The 18,247-nt window shown below is 71.0% G+C and carries 18 protein-coding genes and 1 pseudogene; 18 read left to right on the top strand and 1 reads right to left on the bottom strand.

The window, feature by feature from the left end:
- Positions 1-98 precede the first annotated feature (98 nt).
- From glyA to AE652_RS14660, 13 genes are all read left to right on the top strand, one after another.
- Complete coding sequence (gene glyA, locus AE652_RS14720; protein WP_049651808.1) at positions 99-1,379, top strand: serine hydroxymethyltransferase; 1,281 nt, start codon at positions 99-101, stop codon at positions 1,377-1,379.
- Between the two features lie 172 nt (positions 1,380-1,551).
- Positions 1,552-2,841, top strand: coding sequence for an MraY family glycosyltransferase (locus tag AE652_RS14715; RefSeq protein WP_049651812.1), 1,290 nt, complete (start codon positions 1,552-1,554; stop codon positions 2,839-2,841).
- A gap of 296 nt (positions 2,842-3,137) precedes the next feature.
- Entirely contained in the window at positions 3,138-3,581 is a 444-nt protein-coding gene (locus AE652_RS14710) for a hypothetical protein (RefSeq protein ID WP_049651807.1), read from the top strand.
- Between the two features lie 285 nt (positions 3,582-3,866).
- Positions 3,867-4,679 (top strand): F0F1 ATP synthase subunit A, encoded by an 813-nt coding sequence (gene atpB, locus AE652_RS14705; RefSeq protein ID WP_049651806.1) that lies wholly within the window; start codon positions 3,867-3,869, stop codon positions 4,677-4,679.
- Between the two features lie 96 nt (positions 4,680-4,775).
- Complete coding sequence (gene atpE, locus AE652_RS14700) at positions 4,776-5,012, top strand: ATP synthase F0 subunit C (protein WP_031074289.1); 237 nt, start codon at positions 4,776-4,778, stop codon at positions 5,010-5,012.
- Between the two features lie 35 nt (positions 5,013-5,047).
- Positions 5,048-5,608 (top strand): F0F1 ATP synthase subunit B, encoded by a 561-nt coding sequence (locus AE652_RS14695; protein WP_107086439.1) that lies wholly within the window; start codon positions 5,048-5,050, stop codon positions 5,606-5,608.
- Complete coding sequence (locus AE652_RS14690; protein WP_049651805.1) at positions 5,605-6,420, top strand: F0F1 ATP synthase subunit delta; 816 nt, start codon at positions 5,605-5,607, stop codon at positions 6,418-6,420. The genes AE652_RS14695 and AE652_RS14690 overlap by 4 nt, the downstream gene beginning before the upstream one ends.
- A 156-nt stretch (positions 6,421-6,576) precedes the next feature.
- A complete protein-coding gene (gene atpA, locus AE652_RS14685; protein WP_049651804.1) occupies positions 6,577-8,151 on the top strand; it encodes a F0F1 ATP synthase subunit alpha in 1,575 nt (524 codons plus the stop codon).
- Positions 8,152-8,183: 32 nt separating this feature from the next.
- Positions 8,184-9,098 (top strand): F0F1 ATP synthase subunit gamma, encoded by a 915-nt coding sequence (locus AE652_RS14680; RefSeq protein WP_049651803.1) that lies wholly within the window; start codon positions 8,184-8,186, stop codon positions 9,096-9,098.
- A gap of 2 nt (positions 9,099-9,100) precedes the next feature.
- On the top strand, positions 9,101-10,546 hold the full coding sequence (atpD, locus tag AE652_RS14675; protein WP_049651802.1) for a F0F1 ATP synthase subunit beta: 1,446 nt from the start codon (positions 9,101-9,103) through the stop codon (positions 10,544-10,546).
- 186 nt (positions 10,547-10,732) lie between these two features.
- The gene (locus AE652_RS14670) at positions 10,733-11,116 is read left to right on the top strand and encodes a F0F1 ATP synthase subunit epsilon (protein WP_030235805.1); all 384 of its coding nucleotides are present in this window, start codon (positions 10,733-10,735) and stop codon (positions 11,114-11,116) included.
- A 148-nt stretch (positions 11,117-11,264) separates the two neighbouring features.
- Positions 11,265-11,765, top strand: a complete 501-nt coding sequence (locus AE652_RS14665) for a DUF2550 domain-containing protein (protein ID WP_049651801.1) — start codon at positions 11,265-11,267, stop codon at positions 11,763-11,765.
- Positions 11,766-11,818: 53 nt separating this feature from the next.
- Entirely contained in the window at positions 11,819-12,391 is a 573-nt protein-coding gene (locus AE652_RS14660; protein ID WP_049651800.1) for a cob(I)yrinic acid a,c-diamide adenosyltransferase, read from the top strand.
- Between the two features lie 65 nt (positions 12,392-12,456).
- Here AE652_RS14660 and AE652_RS14655 read toward each other — a convergent pair whose 3' ends face one another.
- The gene (locus AE652_RS14655) at positions 12,457-13,077 is read right to left on the bottom strand and encodes a hypothetical protein (RefSeq protein ID WP_063780161.1); all 621 of its coding nucleotides are present in this window, start codon (positions 13,075-13,077) and stop codon (positions 12,457-12,459) included.
- A 157-nt stretch (positions 13,078-13,234) separates the two neighbouring features.
- On the opposite strand from AE652_RS14655, the gene AE652_RS14650 reads away from it, so the two are divergent.
- From AE652_RS14650 to AE652_RS46400, 5 genes and pseudogenes are all read left to right on the top strand, one after another.
- The gene (locus AE652_RS14650) at positions 13,235-14,443 is read left to right on the top strand and encodes a sensor histidine kinase (RefSeq protein ID WP_049651799.1); all 1,209 of its coding nucleotides are present in this window, start codon (positions 13,235-13,237) and stop codon (positions 14,441-14,443) included.
- Positions 14,440-15,090: a response regulator transcription factor gene (locus tag AE652_RS14645; RefSeq protein WP_049651798.1), complete on the top strand. Its 651-nt coding sequence runs from the start codon at positions 14,440-14,442 to the stop codon at positions 15,088-15,090. Before AE652_RS14650 ends, AE652_RS14645 begins: the two co-directional genes overlap by 4 nt.
- 202 nt (positions 15,091-15,292) lie before the next feature.
- Positions 15,293-16,162: a 3-hydroxyacyl-CoA dehydrogenase family protein gene (locus AE652_RS14640; RefSeq protein ID WP_049651797.1), complete on the top strand. Its 870-nt coding sequence runs from the start codon at positions 15,293-15,295 to the stop codon at positions 16,160-16,162.
- Positions 16,163-16,515: 353 nt separating this feature from the next.
- The gene (locus tag AE652_RS14635) at positions 16,516-16,845 is read left to right on the top strand and encodes an STAS domain-containing protein (protein WP_049651796.1); all 330 of its coding nucleotides are present in this window, start codon (positions 16,516-16,518) and stop codon (positions 16,843-16,845) included.
- 247 nt (positions 16,846-17,092) lie between these two features.
- Positions 17,093-18,247: pseudogene (locus AE652_RS46400) on the top strand (ATP-binding protein); the annotation flags it as partial.

Genomic DNA, 18,247 nt, shown 5'->3' with positions numbered 1-18,247 from the left:
CGCCGCACGGGGCCGTTCGGCCGCGGCCCGGCGGGCCGGGTGGCGGGAGCGGTCCTACGCTGGGTGACACAGTCCCCGCAGCGCCCGGGAGCCCCGCCATGACCGTCACCGATGCCGCGTCCGGCCCGACCGCCACGACCGGGCGCCCCTGGGCGTCCGAGGCGCTGCACCGGGCCGATCCGCAGCTGGCCGACCTGCTGGCCGCGGAAGCCGAGCGGCGCGCCGAGACGATCCAGCTGCTGGCGGGGGAGAACCTGACCACCCCCGCCGTCCTGGCGGCGCTCACCGGCCCGCTGATCGACAAGTACGCCGAGGGCTACCCGGGCCGCCGGCACCACACCGGCTGCGCGCTGGCGGACGCCGCCGAGCTGCTGGCGATCGACCGGGCCCGTGAGCTGTTCGCCGCCCCGCACGCCAACGTCCAGCCGCGGTCGGCGACTTCGGCGATGCTGGCGGCGTACGCGGCGCTGCTGCGGCCCGGCGACGGGGTGCTGGCGATGTCGCTGGAGCACGGCGGCCACCTCAGCTGCGGCTCGCGCGCCAACTTCTCCGGGCGCTGGTTCGACTTCACCGGCTACGGCGTGCGCGAGTCCGACGGGCTGATCGACCTCGACCAGGTCCGCGACCTGGCCCGGCAGCACCGCCCCAAGGCCATCGTGGCGGGTTCGATCTCGCACCCCCGGCACCCGGACTGGGCGGCGTTCCGCGAGATCGCCGACGAGGTGGACGCCTACCTGATCGCCTCCGCCGCGCAGACCACCGGGCTGATCGCGGCCGGGGTGGCGCCCTCCCCGGTGCCGTACGCGGACGTCACGGTGGCGGCCACCCACAAGCTGCTGCGCGGCCCGCGCGGCGGGCTGCTGCTGTGCACCGCGGAGCTGGCCGAGCGGATCGACCGGGCGGTGTTCCCGTTCAGCCAGGGCGGCGCGGCGATGAACGAGGTGGCCGGCAAGGCGGTGGCCCTCGCGGAGGCCTCGAAGCCCGCGTACCGGGCGTACGCGGAGCGGACGGTGTCCGGGGCGCGGGCGCTCGCCGCGGGGCTCGCAGAGGCCGGAATGCGCCCCCTGACGGGCGGTACCGACACCCATCTGGTGACCGCCGACGTGAGCCCGCTCGGCGTGACCGGCGCGGAGGCCGAGCGGCGCTGCGCGGCGGCCGGGCTGCTGCTCGGCAAGTGCGCGCTGCCGTACGACCCGGCGCCGGCCGCCGAGACCTCCGGCATCCGGCTGGGCACGGGCACGGTCACCAGCCAGGGGATGGGGGAGCCGGAGCTGGCGGAGATCGCCGGGCTGATCGCGCGGGTGCTCGCCGGGGACGCGGTCGTCCCGGCCGCGGCGCGGGTCCGGGAGCTGGCGGCGGCCTTCGCCGACCGGGCCTGACGGCGGCCTTCCGCGGGTATCCGGATCTCCTACCCGGGAGGGCGAACCGCGATGCACGGTCCGGGCGTCCGACTCAATAAGGTGTGTGCCGTGGCGACGCACCTCGAACCCCGGGAAGGCAGGGGAGTACCTTCGGTACTTCCCCGTTCGACAGTGATGCAGGAGGCCAGTGGTGCGTGAGTATCTGCTGGTGCTGTTCTGCACCGCCGCCGTCACCTACCTGTTGACGGGCCCGGTCCGGAAGTTCGCCATCGCGGCCGGCGCCATGCCGCCGGTGCGCGCCCGTGACGTGCACCGCGAACCCACGCCGCGGCTCGGCGGCATCGCGATGTTCGGCGGACTGTGCGCGGGCATCCTGGTCGCCTCGCAGCTGGACAACCTGAGCAAGGTGTTCTCCCAGGGCACCGACATCCGCGCGCTGCTGTCCGGGGCCGGGATCATGTTCCTGCTCGGGGTGCTCGACGACAAGTGGGGCGTGGACGCGCTGGTGAAGCTCGGCGGCCAGATGATCGCCGCCGGCGTGATGGTCTGGCAGGGCGTCACGGTGATCACCCTCCCGGTGCCCGGTGTCGGCCCGGTCGCGGTGAGCCCGACCCAGGGCATGGTCATCTCGGTCACCCTGGTCGTCGTCATGGTCAACGCGGTGAACTTCATCGACGGCCTGGACGGCCTGGCCGGCGGCATGGTCTGCATCGCCGCGATGGCCTTCTTCCTGTACAGCTACCGGCTCTGGTACGGCTACACGATCTCCGACGCGGCCCCCGCCGTGCTGTTCAGCGTGCTGCTGATCGGCATGTGCCTGGGCTTCCTGGCGCACAACATGCACCCCGCGCGGATCTTCATGGGCGACTCCGGCTCGATGATGCTGGGCCTGATGCTGGCCGTCGCCGCGATCTCCATCACCGGCCGGGTCGACCCGGACCTGATCAGCAACGAGGCCGGCTCGCAGACCGCCGCCGTGCACGCCCTGGTGCCGATCTACATCCCGCTGCTGCTGCCGCTGACGGTCATCGCGCTGCCGCTGGCCGACCTGCTGCTCGCGGTGGTGCGCCGCACCTGGGCGGGCCAGTCCCCGTTCGCCGCGGACAAGCGCCACCTGCACCACCGGCTGCTCCAGGTGGGGCACTCGCACAGCCGCGCCGTGATGATCATGTACTTCTGGGCCGCGCTGATCGCCTTCGGCTCGGTCGCCTTCTCGGTGACCAACACCGGCCGCACCGTCGTCCTGACGCTCGCCGGGCTCTGCCTGGTCGGCCTGGTGGTGCTGCTCACCCCGCGGTTCCGGCCGCGCGCCCCGCGGGCGGTGCAGTCCTTCGTCCCCCCGCGCTACCGCCGGCAGCAGAGCGGTCCGATGGCTGAACTGTCGGCCAAGGACAAGGAACTCCTGGGTGAAGCCGGGCGGGAGTCCGGCGTGGGCTCCACCGCGGTCGGCTCCCACCCCAAGGCCACCGGCCGCCACTGACAAGGGAGTTGATGCCACGACAGGTGGCCGTCACCCGAACGGCGGAATCGTTGCGCCGTTGGTGTGACAGGTGCCACACATTCATGGTAAAGCTCTCATCAAATAGTTTGTGATACCGTTCACGAGTATCGAGAACACGCCGAAAGACCTGACAGGTGGATGACTTCCGTCCCTGTCGGTCTCCCTCACCGGGCCCGTCGCTCACATGGCGGCCCGCGGCGATGCCTCGGTCCGGTGTCACCCGCCACCGCAGTGCCCGTCCCCCGCCACATCGACATGCCGCCGGAGCTGCCGACATGCCGTCCACCGACGCCCGGATCCTCCGAGGCGCCGCGATTCCCACTGCGGTCGCCGGAATCATCGCCATGGTGATCTCCTTTGCCGTTGCCGGTGGGAAGGGGCTGCTCGGCGCCCTCTTCGGCGCGCTCCTCGTGATGGCCTTCTTCAGCTTCGGCCAGGTCGCGCTCGACCGGCTGACCAGGTCGAACCCGCAGATCATGATGGCCGCGGCGCTGCTGGTGTACACCACGCAGATCCTGCTGGTCGGCATCGTGCTCGCGGTCTTCAAGGACACCGAGCTGTTCAACCGGCAGGCCTTCGCGTTCACCCTGCTCGGCTGCGCCCTGATCTGGACGGGCTTCCAGGTGCGCGGTGCGCTCAAGGCCAAAACCTTCTACGTCGACCCCGACGCCTCCGAAAAGAAGGGCGACAAGCCCTCCGACAAGGGGCGTCAACAGTGACGAGGCCCAACTGTCCCCCCAACGAGGGGGGCGGTGTTTATGCCGCACTGACGGGCTGCTATCGTCCGTCGCAACAACGGAGTACGGGAAGAGGCCTGGTCTGTCCGGAGAGCGGACGGATCGCCCCCCTGATCCGCGCAGTCTTCGATGATCCCGCTGTGGTGCCGTGCACCGGCGCGCGGGGTCGGCGAGAAACCCATCAAGTTCCAGTGCCGCTCCGTGGTCGCAGGCCACGCCGACACACCGAGGTTGCCGTAACCATGCGTCACGACGAAGGAGTCCGCGGTGAGTGCTGAACTCACGTCCCTCGCCTCAGGCAGTTGCCACTTCGGGGACGCTGGCTGTGGCTTCCCGGCCCCGGGTCTGAACGAGTTCCAGTTCAAGCCGATCTTCTCGATCGGCAGCATCGAGTTCAACAAGCCGATGCTGCTGTCGATCATCGTCGCGCTCCTGGTCGTCGTGTTCTTCTGGGCCGCCTTCGCCAAGCCGCGCCTCGTCCCCGGCAAGCTGCAGCTGGTCGGTGAGATCGGCTACGACTTCGTCAAGCGCTCCATCGTGCTGGAGACGATCGGCAAGAAGGGCGAGAAGTACGTCCCGATGCTGGTCTCGATGTTCTTCTTCATCTGGTTGATGAACATCATGTCGATCATCCCGTTCGCACAGTTCCCGGTGTCGGCGGCGATCGCGTTCCCGGCCGGCCTCGCTGCGGTCGTGTGGATCACCTACATGACGCTGACCTTCAAGAAGCACGGCTTCGTCGGCGGTCTCAAGAACCTCTGCTGGCCGTCGGGCATCCCCGGCTGGGTCATGTTCATCCTGGTGCCGATCGAGTTCTTCTCGAACATCTTCGTGCGCCCCTTCACGCTCGCGGTCCGAGCCTTCGCGAACATGTTCGCCGGCCACCTGCTGATCGTGATGTTCTCCATCGCCTCCTGGTACCTGCTCAGCCCGTCCCTGGGCGCGCTGTACGGCTCGGCCTCGTTCATCGTGGCCGTCGGCCTGACCGCCTTCGAGCTGCTGGTCCAGTTCCTGCAGGCCTACATCTTCGTGATGCTGGCCAGCAGCTACATCGCCGGTGCCCTGGAAGAGGCGCACTGAGCCCCGGGGCCCCGGCCCCGCCGAGAACCACTTCCCGTCCCGGATCGCCCGGTGGCCAATCACCACCGGTTCACCACCCTGCAAAGGACAACGTCAATGAGCATCCTCGCTGAGGGCACTGTCTACGGTTCCGTCGCCTCCCTGGGCTACGGCCTCGCCGCCATCGGCCCCGGCATCGGCGTCGGTCTGATCTTCGGTAACGGTGTCCAGGCCATGGCCCGCCAGCCCGAGGCTGCCGGTCTCATCCGTTCCAACATGTTCATCGGCTTCGCGCTGACCGAGGCGCTCGCCCTCATCGGCATCGTCATGCCGTTCGTCTTCGGCAACAAGTAATCCCGCCGTAGACCCTTTCTGAGGAAGGTCCAGATATGAGCATGGCGATCGTCCAGCTCGCGGCCGAGGAGAAGATGAACCCTCTCCTCCCCGCGTGGCCCGAGATCATCATCGGCCTGCTCTGCTTCTTCATCGTCTTCGGTCTGCTCGGCAAGAAGCTCCTCCCCAGCATCGAGAAGGTGCTGTCGGAGCGCCGGGACGCGATCGAGGGCGGGATGGAGCGCGCCGAGGCCGCCCAGGTGGAGGCCCAGGCCCTGCTTGAGCAGTACCGCGCCGAGCTCGCCGAGGCGCGCCACGAGGCTGCCCGCATCGTCGAGCAGGCTCGCGAGCAGGGTGCCGCCCAGCTCGCCGAGATGCGCGAGGAGGGCCAGCGCCAGCGCGAGGCCATCGTCGCCGCCGGTCACGCCCAGATCGAGGCGGACAAGAAGCAGGCCACTGCCGCCCTGCGTCAGGACGTGGGCTCGCTGGCCACCCAGCTGGCGTCCCGCATCGTGGGTGAGTCCCTCGAGGACCACACCCGGCAGAGCGGCGTCATCGACCGCTTCCTGGACGAGCTGGAGGCCAAGGCCGCCGTTGCTCAGGGTGCGGCCAAGTGATCGGCGCCAGCCGTGAGGCCCTCGTCGCCGGCCGGCAGAACCTGGAGAGCCTGACCGACTCCACCTCGGTGGACGCGGCCAAGCTCGCCGAGGAGCTCACCGCCGTCACGGCCGTGCTGGACCGCGAGGTGTCGCTGCGCCGCGTCCTGACCGACCCCTCGCGGTCGGGCCAGGACAAGGCCCAGCTGGTCACCTCGCTGCTGACCGGCCAGGTCTCCGGCGAGGCCGTCGACCTGGTCTCCGGCCTGGTCCGCTCCCGCTGGTCGGGCTCGCGCGACCTGGTGGACGCGACCGAGGAGCTCGCCGCCTACGCGGAGATCATCGCCGCGGACAAGGCCGGCGCCCTGGACGACGTCGAGGACGAGCTCTTCCGCTTCGGCCGGGTGGTGAGCGGCTCGCACGAGCTGCGCGCCGCGCTGACCGAGCCGAAGGCCGGTGCCGTCGCGAAGGCCGGGCTGATCGGCAAGCTGCTCGGCGGCCGCGCCAACGCCGGTACCGTCCGGCTGGTCACCGCCCTCGTCAACGTGCCGCGTGGCCGTAGCCTGGAGCAGGGCCTGGAGTCCTACTCGAAGCTCGCCGCCGCGCGCCGCGGCCGCGTGGTGGCCCTGGTCACCACCGCGGTGCCGCTGTCGGACACCCAGAAGGAGCGCCTGTCCGGTGCTCTGGCCCGGATGTACGGCCGCCAGGTCCACCTGAACATCGACGTCGACCCCGAGGTCGTCGGCGGCGTCCGGGTGCAGATCGGCGACGAGATCATCAACGGCACCGTGTCGAGCCGCCTCGAGGGCGCTCGCCAGTCGCTCGAAGGCTGAGCACCCAAGCAGCACATCCGACCCTCGGTCGGGAAACCGGCTCCCCAAGGAGCCGGCACATCGTACGGCCGGTTCGGAAGACCCGGCCGAGAGTCGAATACTTGCGGCCCTCAATGGCGGGCCGAGGATCGCAAACTAGGAGAGCAGGGAAGCCTGATGGCGGAGCTTACGATCCGTCCGGAGGAGATCCGGGACGCGCTGGCCGACTTTGTCCAGTCGTACCAGCCGGACGCCGCTTCTGTGGAAGAGGTCGGCAAGGTCACTGACGCGGCGGACGGCATCGCGCATGTCGAGGGCCTGCCCTCGGTCATGGCGAACGAGCTGCTGAAGTTCGAGGACGGCACGCTCGGCCTCGCGCTGAACCTCGACACCCGCGAGATCGGTGTCGTCGTCCTCGGTGAGTTCGGCGGCATCGAAGAGGGCCAGACCGTGCGCCGCACCGGCGAGGTCCTCTCGGTTCCGGTCGGCGACGGCTACCTCGGCCGCGTCGTGGACCCGCTGGGCAACCCGATCGACGGCCTGGGCGACATCGCCGCCACCGGTCGCCGTGCCCTGGAGCTGCAGGCCCCCGGCGTCATGGCCCGCAAGTCGGTCAAGCAGCCGCTGCAGACCGGTATCAAGGCCATCGACGCGATGACCCCGATCGGCCGCGGCCAGCGCCAGCTGATCATCGGCGACCGCCAGACCGGCAAGACCGCGGTGGCCGTCGACACGATCATCAACCAGCGTGACAACTGGCGCTCGGGCGACCCGGAGAAGCAGGTCCGCTGCATCTACGTCGCCGTGGGCCAGAAGGGCTCCACCATCGCGTCCGTCCGCGGCGCCCTGGAGGAGGCCGGCGCGCTGGAGTACACCACCATCGTGGCCGCTCCCGCCTCCGACCCGGCCGGCTTCAAGTACCTCGCCCCGTACACCGGTTCGGCCATCGGCCAGGAGTGGATGTACGACGGCAAGCACGTCCTGATCATCTTCGACGACCTGTCGAAGCAGGCCGAGGCCTACCGTTCCGTCTCCCTGCTGCTGCGCCGCCCGCCGGGCCGCGAGGCCTACCCGGGTGACGTCTTCTACCTGCACTCCCGCCTGCTGGAGCGCTGCGCGAAGCTGAACGACGCCCTGGGCGGCGGCTCGATGACCGGTCTGCCGATCATCGAGACCAAGGCCAACGACGTCTCGGCGTACATCCCGACCAACGTCATCTCCATCACCGACGGCCAGTGCTTCCTGGAGTCCGACCTGTTCAACGCCGGCATCCGCCCGGCCGTGAACGTCGGTATCTCGGTCTCCCGCGTCGGTGGCTCCGCCCAGATCAAGGCCATGCGCTCGGTCGCCGGCCGCCTGCGTCTGGACCTCGCCCAGTACCGTGAGCTGGAGGCCTTCGCCGCCTTCGGTTCCGACCTGGACGCGGCCTCCAAGGCCCAGCTGGAGCGCGGTGCGCGCATGGTCGAGCTGCTGAAGCAGGGCCAGTACCAGCCGTTCCCGGTCGAGGAGCAGGTCGTCTCCATCTGGGCCGGCACCACCGGCAAGCTGGACGACGTCCCGGTCGCCGAGATCCGCCGCTTCGAGCGCGAGTTCCTGGACCACGTCCGCCTCCAGCACAAGGACCTGCTGGCCGGCATCGTGGAGACCGGCCTGCTGGCCGACGGCACCGTCGACGCGCTGACCAGCGCCGTCGAGGCCTTCAAGCAGGGTTACCAGACCGCTGACGGCAAGCTGCTCTCCGAGCAGGCCTGAGTCCGGTAGCGAGGGAAAGGACGTAACGACCCATGGGAGCACAGCTTCGGGTCTACAAGCGCCGGATCCGCTCTGTCACCGCGACGAAGAAGATCACCAAGGCGATGGAGATGATCTCCGCGTCGCGCATCGTCAAGGCGCAGCGCGCGGTGGCCGCCTCCACTCCGTACGCCGATGAGCTCACCCGGGCGGTGACGGCGGTGGCCACCCGGTCCAACGCCAAGCACCCGCTCACCACCGAGAACCCGGCCGCCAAGCGCGCCGCAGTCCTGCTGATCACGGCGGACCGCGGCCTGGCGGGCGGCTACTCGACCAACGCCATCAAGGCCGCCCAGGTGCTCAGCGAGCGCCTGCGGTCCGAGGGCAAGGACGTGGTGACGTACATCATCGGCCGCAAGGGCGTCTCGTACTACACGTTCCGCGGCCTGACGGTGGCGGACTCGTGGACGGGGTTCTCGGACAAGCCGACCTACGGTGACGCGAAGACCGTGGCGGCCGACCTGATCGAGGCCTTCACGGCCGAGACCGGCGGCGTGGACGAGCTGCACCTGGTCTCCACCGAGTTCGTGTCGATGCTGACGCAGAACGCGGTCGAGGCGCGGCTGCTGCCGCTGAAGCTGGACGAGGTCCAGCTCAGCGACCAGTCGCCGGCCAAGTCGGAGATCTTCCCGCTGTACGACTTCGAGCCGTCGGCGGAGGGCGTCCTGGACGCGCTCCTGCCGCGGTACGTCGAGAGCCGGATCTACAACGCGCTGCTGCAGTCGGCCGCTTCCGAGCACGCCGCCCGCCGCCGCGCGATGAAGAGCGCGACGGACAACGCCGGCGAGCTCATCAAGTCGCTCACGCGGCTTGCCAACTCGGCCCGTCAGGCCGAGATCACCCAGGAAATCAGCGAGATCGTCGGCGGCGCCAACGCCCTCGCCGACGCTAGCCGCGGGAGCGAATGAGTATGACCACCACTGTTGAGCCGACCACGGCGACGGGCCGCGTCGCGCGGGTCATCGGCCCGGTCGTCGACGTGGAGTTCCCCGTCGACGCGATTCCGGACATGTACAACGCCCTGCACGTCGAGGTGGACAACCCCGACGGCACGGGCAAGAAGATCCTGACCCTCGAGGTCGCCCAGCACCTCGGCGACGGCATGGTCCGCGGCATCTCGATGCAGCCGACCGACGGCCTGGTCCGCGGTTCGCAGGTCTCCGACACCGGTGCGGCGATCTCCGTCCCGGTCGGCCAGATCACCAAGGGCAAGGTGTTCAACGCCCTCGGTGACGTGCTGAACGTCGACAAGGCGGAGTTCGACAAGCAGGTCGAGGTCCGCTGGCCGATCCACCGCAAGGCTCCCGAGTTCAAGGACCTCGAGTCCAAGACCGAGATGTTCGAGACAGGTATCAAGGTCATCGACCTGCTCACCCCGTACGTCACGGGTGGCAAGATCGGTCTGTTCGGTGGTGCCGGTGTCGGCAAGACCGTTCTGATCCAGGAGATGATCTACCGCGTCGCCGAGAACTTCGGTGGTGTGTCGGTGTTCGCCGGTGTCGGCGAGCGCACCCGTGAGGGCAACGACCTCATCGACGAGATGGTCGACTCGGGCGTTCTGGACAAGACCGCGCTGGTCTTCGGCCAGATGGACGAGCCGCCGGGCACCCGTCTGCGGGTCGCGCTGTCCGCGCTGACCATGGCGGAGTACTTCCGTGACGTCGAGAAGCAGGACGTGCTCCTCTTCATCGACAACATCTTCCGGTTCACCCAGGCCGGTTCCGAGGTGTCGACCCTGCTCGGCCGCATGCCCTCCGCGGTGGGCTACCAGCCGAACCTGGCCGACGAGATGGGCCTCCTCCAGGAGCGCATCACCTCGACCCGCGGTCACTCGATCACCTCGATGCAGGCGATCTACGTCCCCGCGGACGACCTGACCGACCCGGCGCCGGCCACCACCTTCGCCCACCTGGACGCGACGACCGTTCTGTCGCGCCCGATCTCGGAGAAGGGCATCTACCCGGCCGTCGACCCGCTGGACTCCACGTCCCGCATCCTCGACCCGCGGTACATCGCGCAGACCCACTACGACACGGCCATCCGTATCAAGGGGATCCTGCAGAAGTACAAGGACCTCCAGGACATCATCGCGATCCTCGGTATCGACGAGCTGTCCGAAGAGGACAAGATCACGGTGCACCGCGCCCGTCGCATCGAGCGCTTCCTCTCGCAGAACACCTACGTGGCGAAGCAGTTCACCGGTGTCGAGGGTTCGACCGTGCCGCTGTCGGAGACCATCGAGGCCTTCAACGCGATCGCGGACGGCAAGTACGACTCCGTCCCGGAGCAGGCCTTCTTCATGTGCGGTGGCATCGAGGACCTCGAGAAGAACGCCGCCGAGCTGGCGAAGAAGTAATCGCGGCCGGTAGCAGCTGAGCGTGACCGTGAGGGGTGGGCCCCAGCCCTGGGACCCACCCCTCGCGTCGCATCGGCTGTGATTCCGGTCAAATCCGTGCCGCCGGTTTCATGCCGGAGGCGCGGGGCCGTTATTCTTACCGAAACTCCCGAGTAATCGGGCGTTGCATGAGCCTAGGAGCCCACGTTGGCTGAGCTGCACGTCGAGCTGGTCGCAGCCGACCGCAAGGTGTGGTCCGGTGCGGCCACCATCGTCGTCGCCCGTACGGCCTCCGGTGACACCGGCATCATGCCGGGCCACACCCCGGTGCTGAGCGTGCTGGAGACCGGTCCCGTCACCATCCGCACGGTGGACGGCGGCACCGTGATCGCCGCGGTGCACGGCGGCTTCATCTCCTTCGCCGACAACAAGCTGTCTCTGCTCGCGGAGATCGCCGAGCTGGCGGACGAGATCGACGTCGCGCGTGCCGAGCGCGCACTGGAGAAGGCCAAGTCGGGCCTGGACGAGCACGCCGAGCGGCGCGCCGAGGTCCGTCTGTTCGCGGCGCGCGGCCTCAAGGCCCACGCCTGAGTGCGCCGGACCCCGGTTTAGCGGGGTCGACCGACGGTCCCGGGGACGCGCGAGCGTGACCCCGGGACTGTCGTCGTAGTTGGTAGGTCAGCGCGGTCGCTTGATACGACCGTTACGGGGAACGCGGGTAGCGAGGAGGTAGGTGAGCATGGTCCTCGCGCTTGTGGTGTGTGCGGCGGTCGTGGCCCTGGGAGTGATCGGGCTGATGGCCTTCGCCGTCCGACGCCGCCTGATCCAGCGGGTCGGCGGCACCTTCGACTGCAGTTACCGGCTCAAAATGCCCGCCGACGCCTCGACGCAGCCCGACCTCGACGAGAACGGCAAACCCACCTCAGCCCCGGTCCCCCCGACCGACGGCAAGGGGTGGGTTTTTGGTATCGGCCGCTACAGCGGTGACTCGATCGAGTGGTTCCGGGTCTTCTCGTACGCCCCGCGCCCGCGCAAGATGCTTCCGCGCCGGGAGATCGAGGTGCTCGGCCGGCGCTACCCGGAGGGCCAGGAGGAACTGGCGCTGCTGTCCGGCTCGGTGGTGCTGCGCTGCCTGCACAACGGCGCGCCGCTGGAACTGGCGATGAGCGAGGACGCGCTGACCGGCTTCCTGGCCTGGCTGGAGGCGGCCCCGCCCGGGCAGAGGGTGAACGTCGCGTAGCGGCCTCTCCAGGCGGGGTTAACGCCGCCTAACCCGGCGGCTACGCTGGCCGCATGGTCAATCTGACGCGCATCTACACCCGTACCGGCGATGACGGCACCACCGCGCTCGGCGACATGAGCCGGACCAGCAAGACCGATCCGAGACTGATCGCGTACGCGGACGCCAACGAGGCGAACGCGGCGATCGGGGTGGCCCTCGCCGTGGGGGAGCTGCCGGAGGACATGACGGCGGTGCTCGTCCGGGTCCAGAACGACCTGTTCGACGTCGGCGCCGACCTGTCCACCCCGGTGGTGGAGGACCCGAAGTACCCGCCGCTGCGGGTGCTGCAGTCCTACATCGACCGGCTGGAGGCGGACTGCGACGACTACCTGGCGCGGGTGGAGAAGCTGCGCAGCTTCATCCTGCCCGGCGGCACGGCCGGGGCGGCCCACCTGCACCTGGCCTGCACGGTGGTCCGGCGGGCCGAGCGCTCCACCTGGTCGGCGATCGCGGAGCACGGCGACAGCGTCAACCCGCTGACCGCGAAGTACCTCAACCGGCTGTCCGACCTGCTGTTCATCCTGGCCCGGGTGGCCAACAAGGAGCGCGGCGACGTGCTCTGGGTCCCGGGCGAGAACCGCTAGAACGCGTCGAGGGCCCGTCCCCGGACTCCTCCCCCGTGGGGGTCCGGGGACGGGCCCTCGACGGTTCAGGGCCGGTCGGCGGGGGTGCCGCCGGGGGTGGTCCCGGCGAGGGTCTTCCCGGTGACCACCCGGCCGTCCTCGACCAGCACGCCGGCCGGCGGCTGCTTGGGCCAGAGCGAGTAGCAGCCGGCCACGATCACGTTGACCACGGCGGCGATGCCCAGCTTGAGGTACCACTGGAGGAAGGTGCCGAAGTGGGCGGAGCCCGCGGAGAGCGGGACGAGCAGGGTGATCAGGCTCAGCGTGACGGCGGCGGACACGACGGTCCGGCCGGCGATCTGCCACTCGTACCTGGTCCGCTCGGGCCCGTACTTGGGCGAGGGCAGCGGCTTGGGGCCGCCGGCGAAGCGGTGCAGGAAGTGCCGGTCGGCCCAGCGGACCAGCGAGGGGCCGTAGCCGATCGAGAAGCCCGCGTAGCTCGCGGCCAGGGCGTGCGTCCAGCTCGCGGTGGAGCCGCCGCGCAGGTCGAGGACGGTGAGGGCGTAGAGGGTGAGGTCGACCAGTGGCAGACCGACCAGCAGCGCGGTGCTGGTGCGGCGCCACCGGAGCAGGTAGCGGGTGGCGAGGCCGAGGCCGAGCAGGATCCAGAAGGAGATCTCGGCCGCGACGATGAGGGTGACGATCACGTTCTGCTCCCGGGTGTTTCGGCGGTGCTTCCAGCCTGGTGCGCGGGCGCGCCGCTGTCGTCGTCGCGCGGTGCCGTAGCGGCCTGCACCTTTCGATGTAGCGGGCTCCTCCGTGGACCGGAGCCGGGCCGGCCGCCGGGGGTGGTGAGATGGGAACGTGCCCCTCCCGTTCCCCGCCCTCTCCCCGCGCCGGCAGGACCAGCTGATCGCCCTCTGCGGGCTGCTCGGCGGTTCGGTGCTGATCGTCTTCAAGGTGTACGACCGGGCCGACCGGGTGCCGCTGTGGGCGGTGGTGCTGCCGCTGGTGGTGCTGGCGGGGCTGGAGCTGGTGCGCCGGACCAGGCCGGTGCTCGCGGTGTCGCTGGGCGGGCTGGCCTTCGCGGGCAGCCTGTTCGCCGGCAGCCTGCTGGCGACGCTGATCATGTACACCGACCTGCTGTACGCGGCGGTGATCTACGGGACCCCGCGGATGTCCCGGGTGCTGCACCTGAGCGGCGGGGCCACCGTGCTGGCCCTCTCCACCCTCGCGGCGATCTACGGCGGGACGTCCGGCGCGCTGCTGGTGGTGGTGGTCAGTTCGCTGGTCTTCCTGGCCCCGGTGTGGACCGGGGACGTGGTGCGCAAGCACCGGGAGGAGGCGGAGACCGAGCGGCTGCGGGCGGAACAGACCGCGCTGCTCTCGGAGATGGACCGGCGCGAGGCGATCGGCGCCGAACGGGCCCGGATGGCACGGGAGTTGCACGACGTGGTGGCCAACCACCTGTCGGCGATCGCGATCCACGCCACCGGCGCCCAGTCGGTGGCCCGGCGCCGGAGCCTGCCCGAGGACGATCCGCTGGTGGAGGTGCTGGCGGTGATCCGGGAGAACAGCGTCCAGGGATTGGCCGAAATGCGACGCATGATCGGGCTGCTCCGGGACAGCGGCGGGGGAGAGGTGGACGAGTCCTACGCGGCGCCCGACCTGGCCGCGGTGGACGCCCTGCTGGCCAAGGCCCGGGCGGCCGGCCAGGACGTCGGGCTGGACTTCGAGCTGTCCGAGTCCGGCGAGCGCGGCGACCTGCCGGTGCCGGTCGGGTTGGCCGCGTACCGGATCGTCCAGGAGTCGCTGACCAACGCGCTCAAGCACGCCGGGCCCGGACTGGTCAGCCTGCGGCTGGAGTTCGCGCCCGAGGAGCTGCGGATCGCCGTGGACAGCCCGTACCGGGGCGGGCCGGGCCGCGGGCTGCCCGGCGCCCGGGCGGGGCTGGTGGGCATGGCGGAACGGGCCGGGCTGCTCGGCGGCAGCTTCGAGGCCGGGCCGCGGGACGGGTACTGGAGGGTGCGCGCGGTGCTGCCGCGCGCCCAGGGGAACGAGGGGCGGGCATGACGATCCGGGTACTGGTGGCCGAGGACCAGGCGGCGGTGCGGGCGGCGCTGGTGATGATCCTGCGCGCCGAGCCGGGCTTCGAGGTGGTCGGGCAGGCCGCCGACGGCGAGGAGGCCGTCCGGCTGGCGCTGGAGCTGCGGCCGGACGTGGTGCTGATGGACGTGCAGATGCCCCGGCTGGACGGCGTCTCGGCGACCCGCGAGGTGGTCGCCGCCGGGGCCGGGCAGGTGCTCGTGCTGACCACCTTCGACCTGGACGAGTACGTCTACGGCGCGCTGCGGGCCGGCGCGTCCGGCTTCCTGCTCAAGGACCTGGAGGCGGACACCCTGGTCGAGGGCATCCGTACGGTGGCGCGCGGGGACGGCATGCTGGCGCCCTCGGTGACCAAGCGTCTGATCGGGGCCTTCGCCCGCCCCGAGCGGGCGGTCGGACCGGAGGCCCGGGCCGCGGTGGGCGCGCTGACCGGCCGCGAGCGGGAGGTGCTGGCCTGCATCGGCTCCGGGATGTCCAACGGGGAGATCGCGGCCCGGCTGGAGATGGCGGAGGCGACCACCAAGACGCACGTCAGCCGGATCCTGGCGAAGCTGCGGCTGCGCAGCCGGGTGCAGGCGGCGATCCTGGCCCAGGACCTCGGGCTGACCATCTGATCACCCTCTTGTCGCCACTCCGGTCGCCTTCTTGGGCGACCGACCAGGTCGGTTGCAGATCACACTCCCGATTGCTATTGCACGGGGGATTTGGGCATTAGAGTCCGGCCAGAGCGATGCGGCTCCTACGGCGGGTGACCCCTGTCCTGAGCCGCCTTCAGGGCCCGCCCGCAGGGCGGCGACGGCATCGGGAGACCCAGCCATGAGCAATGCGTCCAGCAAGCAGATCGCCGTGATCGGTGCCGGCCTGATGGGCGCCGGCATCGCCCAGGTGTCCGCGCAGGCCGGCCACCCGGTGGTGCTGCGGGACGTCACCGAGGAGGCGCTCCAGCGGGGCCTGGCGGGCATCCGCGCCTCGTACGGGAAGTTCGTCGCCAAGGGCAGGCTGAGCGCCGAGGACGCCGAGGCCGCGCTGGGCCGGATCACCACCACCACCGACCTGGGCGCCGTCGCCGAGGCCGACATCGTGGTCGAGGCCGTGTTCGAGAAGCTGGAGGTCAAGGAGGGCGTCTTCCGCGAGCTCGACAAGCTCGCCAAGGACGGCGCCGTGCTGGCCTCCAACACCTCCGCCATCCCGATCACCCGGATCGCCGCCGCCACGGAGCGCCCGGAGTCGGTCGTCGGCGTCCACTTCTTCTCGCCGGTCCCGATGATGAAGCTGGTCGAGCTGGTCCGCGGCTACAAGACCAGCGACGAGACGCTGGCCACCGCCCGCGCCTACGCCGAGGGCGTCGGCAAGGAGGTCGTGGTGGTCAACCGCGACGTGGCCGGCTTCGTGACCACCCGCCTGATCACCGCGCTGGTCGTCGAGGCCGCCAGCCTGTACGAGTCGGGCGTGGCCACCGCCGAGGACATCGACACCGCCTGCCGGCTCGGTTTCGGCCACGCGATGGGCCCGCTCCAGACCGCCGACCTGACCGGCGTGGACATCCTGCTGCACGCCGCCCGCAACATCTACGACGAGACCCAGGACGAGAAGTTCGCCGCGCCGGAGATCATGGCCCGCATGGTCACCGCCGGTGACCTGGGACGCAAGAGCGGCCGCGGCTTCTACCCGTACGAGGGCAAGTGAGCCTGCGGGGCTGAACGACCGGCGGGCCGTGCGATCGGAGCATCGTACGGCCCGCTCCGCCGGGCCGGGTGAGTTTCCTCACGCAGCGTGCCGCAGACGGGTGATTTGGGCGGTAATCGAGCGTAGGTGTGGGGCCGACCTGCGTATATTCCCTCGGACGGGTGAAGTTGCTTCAGATCTGGCCGGAACCAGCAACCTGCGGAGCCGGTTCACCGTCAGATGAGGGAACCCGGCATTCCGCCCGGGGCCGGGTGAGGGGCTGCGGCCCGCCCGGACGAACCCCCCGCTCCCGTACCCGGCACGGCCGGGGCGGACCCGCCCCGCACCAGGCCGTCCAGGCGAAGGAGGAGAGCATGCGCATCACCGGCGACCACACGGCGCTGGCCATCGAAGGCCGCCTCGACGTGCGCACCGCCGCCGACGCGCGGGTCCGGTTGCACCAGGCCGTGGACGGCGGCCTCGGCGACCTCGTGCTCGACCTCGCCCGGCTGGAGTTCTGGGACGCCACCGGGCTCGGCGTGATCATGGGCACCCACCGGCGGGCCGGCCGGATCGGCCGCCGACTGGTGCTGCGCTCCGTCCCGGCCCAGCTCCAGCGGCTGCTGGTGGCCACCAAGCTGCACCGCATCCTGGCCGTCGACGGCGCCGCGGGCGTCGCCGAGGCGCACGGGGTCGCGCTCTAGACACGGTTGCTCCGCGCGCCGGACCGCACGCCCGCGTACGTCCGACCCCGCCCGCGCAACGCCCCTGGTCAGCGCCGCCGACCGGCCGTCAGTCACGGACCGCTCTGCACGGTCGGGGCCGGATGTGCAAGAGTCTGCCCGTCAGAAGACGGCCGCCGGGGCTGCCTCCAGCCCGGCCGCGGCCGCGAGCGGGACGTCAGCCGGGCGGCGCGGGGCGCCGACGGCCGAGCACGATGCGGAGCAGAACGTGTCACAGCCATCCGGTGAGTTCCGGCAGGAGGCCGTCCGCACCCGTGGCGGTGAACTGGTCTCCGGCGGCCTGCTGGTGGGCGTCGGCGCACCGGACGGCTCCGAGGCCAGGACCTGTCCCGAGGAGTGGCGTCCGCGTCCGCGCCGGACCGGACGCAGCGAGCCCGCCCGCGGTCCGGTCGGCGGCGTCGGCCGTGCGGTCGGCCCGCTCGCGCTCGGCGCCGGGCCCGCCGACCTGCCGATGCTGGACCGCGAGGTCGACGTCGTCGAACTGCTCGGCCTGCTCTCCGAGGGCCGCTCGATACGCCTGGTCGGCCAGGCCGGCTCGGGCCGCAGCGCGCTGCTGTCGGCCGTCGCCGAGGCCGCCGCCGACCTCGCCCCCGGTGGAGTGGTGCAGCTCTGCGGCCACCGCCGGACCCTTCCCGACCTGCTCCAGGACCTCTTCGCGGCCACCCACCACGCCCCCGGCTACCGCCCCGACCCCGGGCAGCTGGCCGCCCACCTCGCCGAGGTCGGCGCGATCGTGGTGATCGACTCCGCCGAACCCGCGGGCGCCGAGCTGGAGCAGCTGCTCGCCGCCGCCCCCGGCTGCGCCTTCCTGATCTCCGCCGCTCCGGACGGCCCGCCGCTGCCGTCCGGCTCCCGGCTCCAGGACCACCTGGTGGCCGGGCTCTCCCGCTCCGCCTGCCTCGCCCTCACCGCCCGGCTGGCCGGGCGGCCGCTGGACGTCGACGAGAAGGCCTGGGCGGTGGACCTCTGGTTCGAGTCCGAGGGCCTGCCGCTGCGCTTCGTCCAGGCCGCCGCCCTGCTGCGCCAGCGGGACGTCGCGGTGGACGCGCTGGTCGCCGCCGAGGACGACCGGATGGACGTCTTCGGCGCCGTCGAGGGGCCCGTCCACGACCCGGACCCGGCGATCCGGGAGGACGCGCTGCGCCGCACCGTCCCGCTGCCCTCGGTGGCGGAGACCGCCTCGCCCGCGGTGCGGCTCGCCGAGGGCCTGAGCGAGCCCGCGCAGGCCGTGCTGCGGCTCGCCGTCGCGCTCGGCGGCGAGTGCCCCACCGCGCCGCACCTGCCGGCGCTGATCGACGTCGGGCAGGGCGAGGCCGCGCTCGCCGAACTCGCCGACGCCGGACTGGCGGTGTCCATCGGCGGG

The sequence above is a fragment of the Kitasatospora sp. MY 5-36 genome (assembly GCF_001182915.1).
Lineage (GTDB): Bacteria > Actinomycetota > Actinomycetes > Streptomycetales > Streptomycetaceae > Kitasatospora.
This window is presented reverse-complemented; position numbering and strand designations above follow the sequence as displayed.

Bases quoted from the DNA above. Each gene is read 5' to 3' on its own strand.
- atpD (WP_049651802.1), top strand. From the start codon at position 9,101: ATGACCACCACTGTTGAGCCGACCACGGCGACGGGCCGCGTCGCGCGG.
- glyA (WP_049651808.1), top strand. From the start codon at position 99: ATGACCGTCACCGATGCCGCGTCCGGCCCGACCGCCACGACCGGGCGC.
- AE652_RS14645 (WP_049651798.1), top strand. From the start codon at position 14,440: ATGACGATCCGGGTACTGGTGGCCGAGGACCAGGCGGCGGTGCGGGCG.
- AE652_RS14710 (WP_049651807.1), top strand. From the start codon at position 3,138: ATGCCGTCCACCGACGCCCGGATCCTCCGAGGCGCCGCGATTCCCACT.
- AE652_RS14640 (WP_049651797.1), top strand. From the start codon at position 15,293: ATGAGCAATGCGTCCAGCAAGCAGATCGCCGTGATCGGTGCCGGCCTG.
- atpA (WP_049651804.1), top strand. From the start codon at position 6,577: ATGGCGGAGCTTACGATCCGTCCGGAGGAGATCCGGGACGCGCTGGCC.
- AE652_RS14660 (WP_049651800.1), top strand. From the start codon at position 11,819: ATGGTCAATCTGACGCGCATCTACACCCGTACCGGCGATGACGGCACC.
- AE652_RS14680 (WP_049651803.1), top strand. From the start codon at position 8,184: ATGGGAGCACAGCTTCGGGTCTACAAGCGCCGGATCCGCTCTGTCACC.
- AE652_RS14665 (WP_049651801.1), top strand. From the start codon at position 11,265: ATGGTCCTCGCGCTTGTGGTGTGTGCGGCGGTCGTGGCCCTGGGAGTG.
- atpE (WP_031074289.1), top strand. From the start codon at position 4,776: ATGAGCATCCTCGCTGAGGGCACTGTCTACGGTTCCGTCGCCTCCCTG.
- AE652_RS14635 (WP_049651796.1), top strand. From the start codon at position 16,516: ATGCGCATCACCGGCGACCACACGGCGCTGGCCATCGAAGGCCGCCTC.
- AE652_RS14695 (WP_107086439.1), top strand. From the start codon at position 5,048: ATGAGCATGGCGATCGTCCAGCTCGCGGCCGAGGAGAAGATGAACCCT.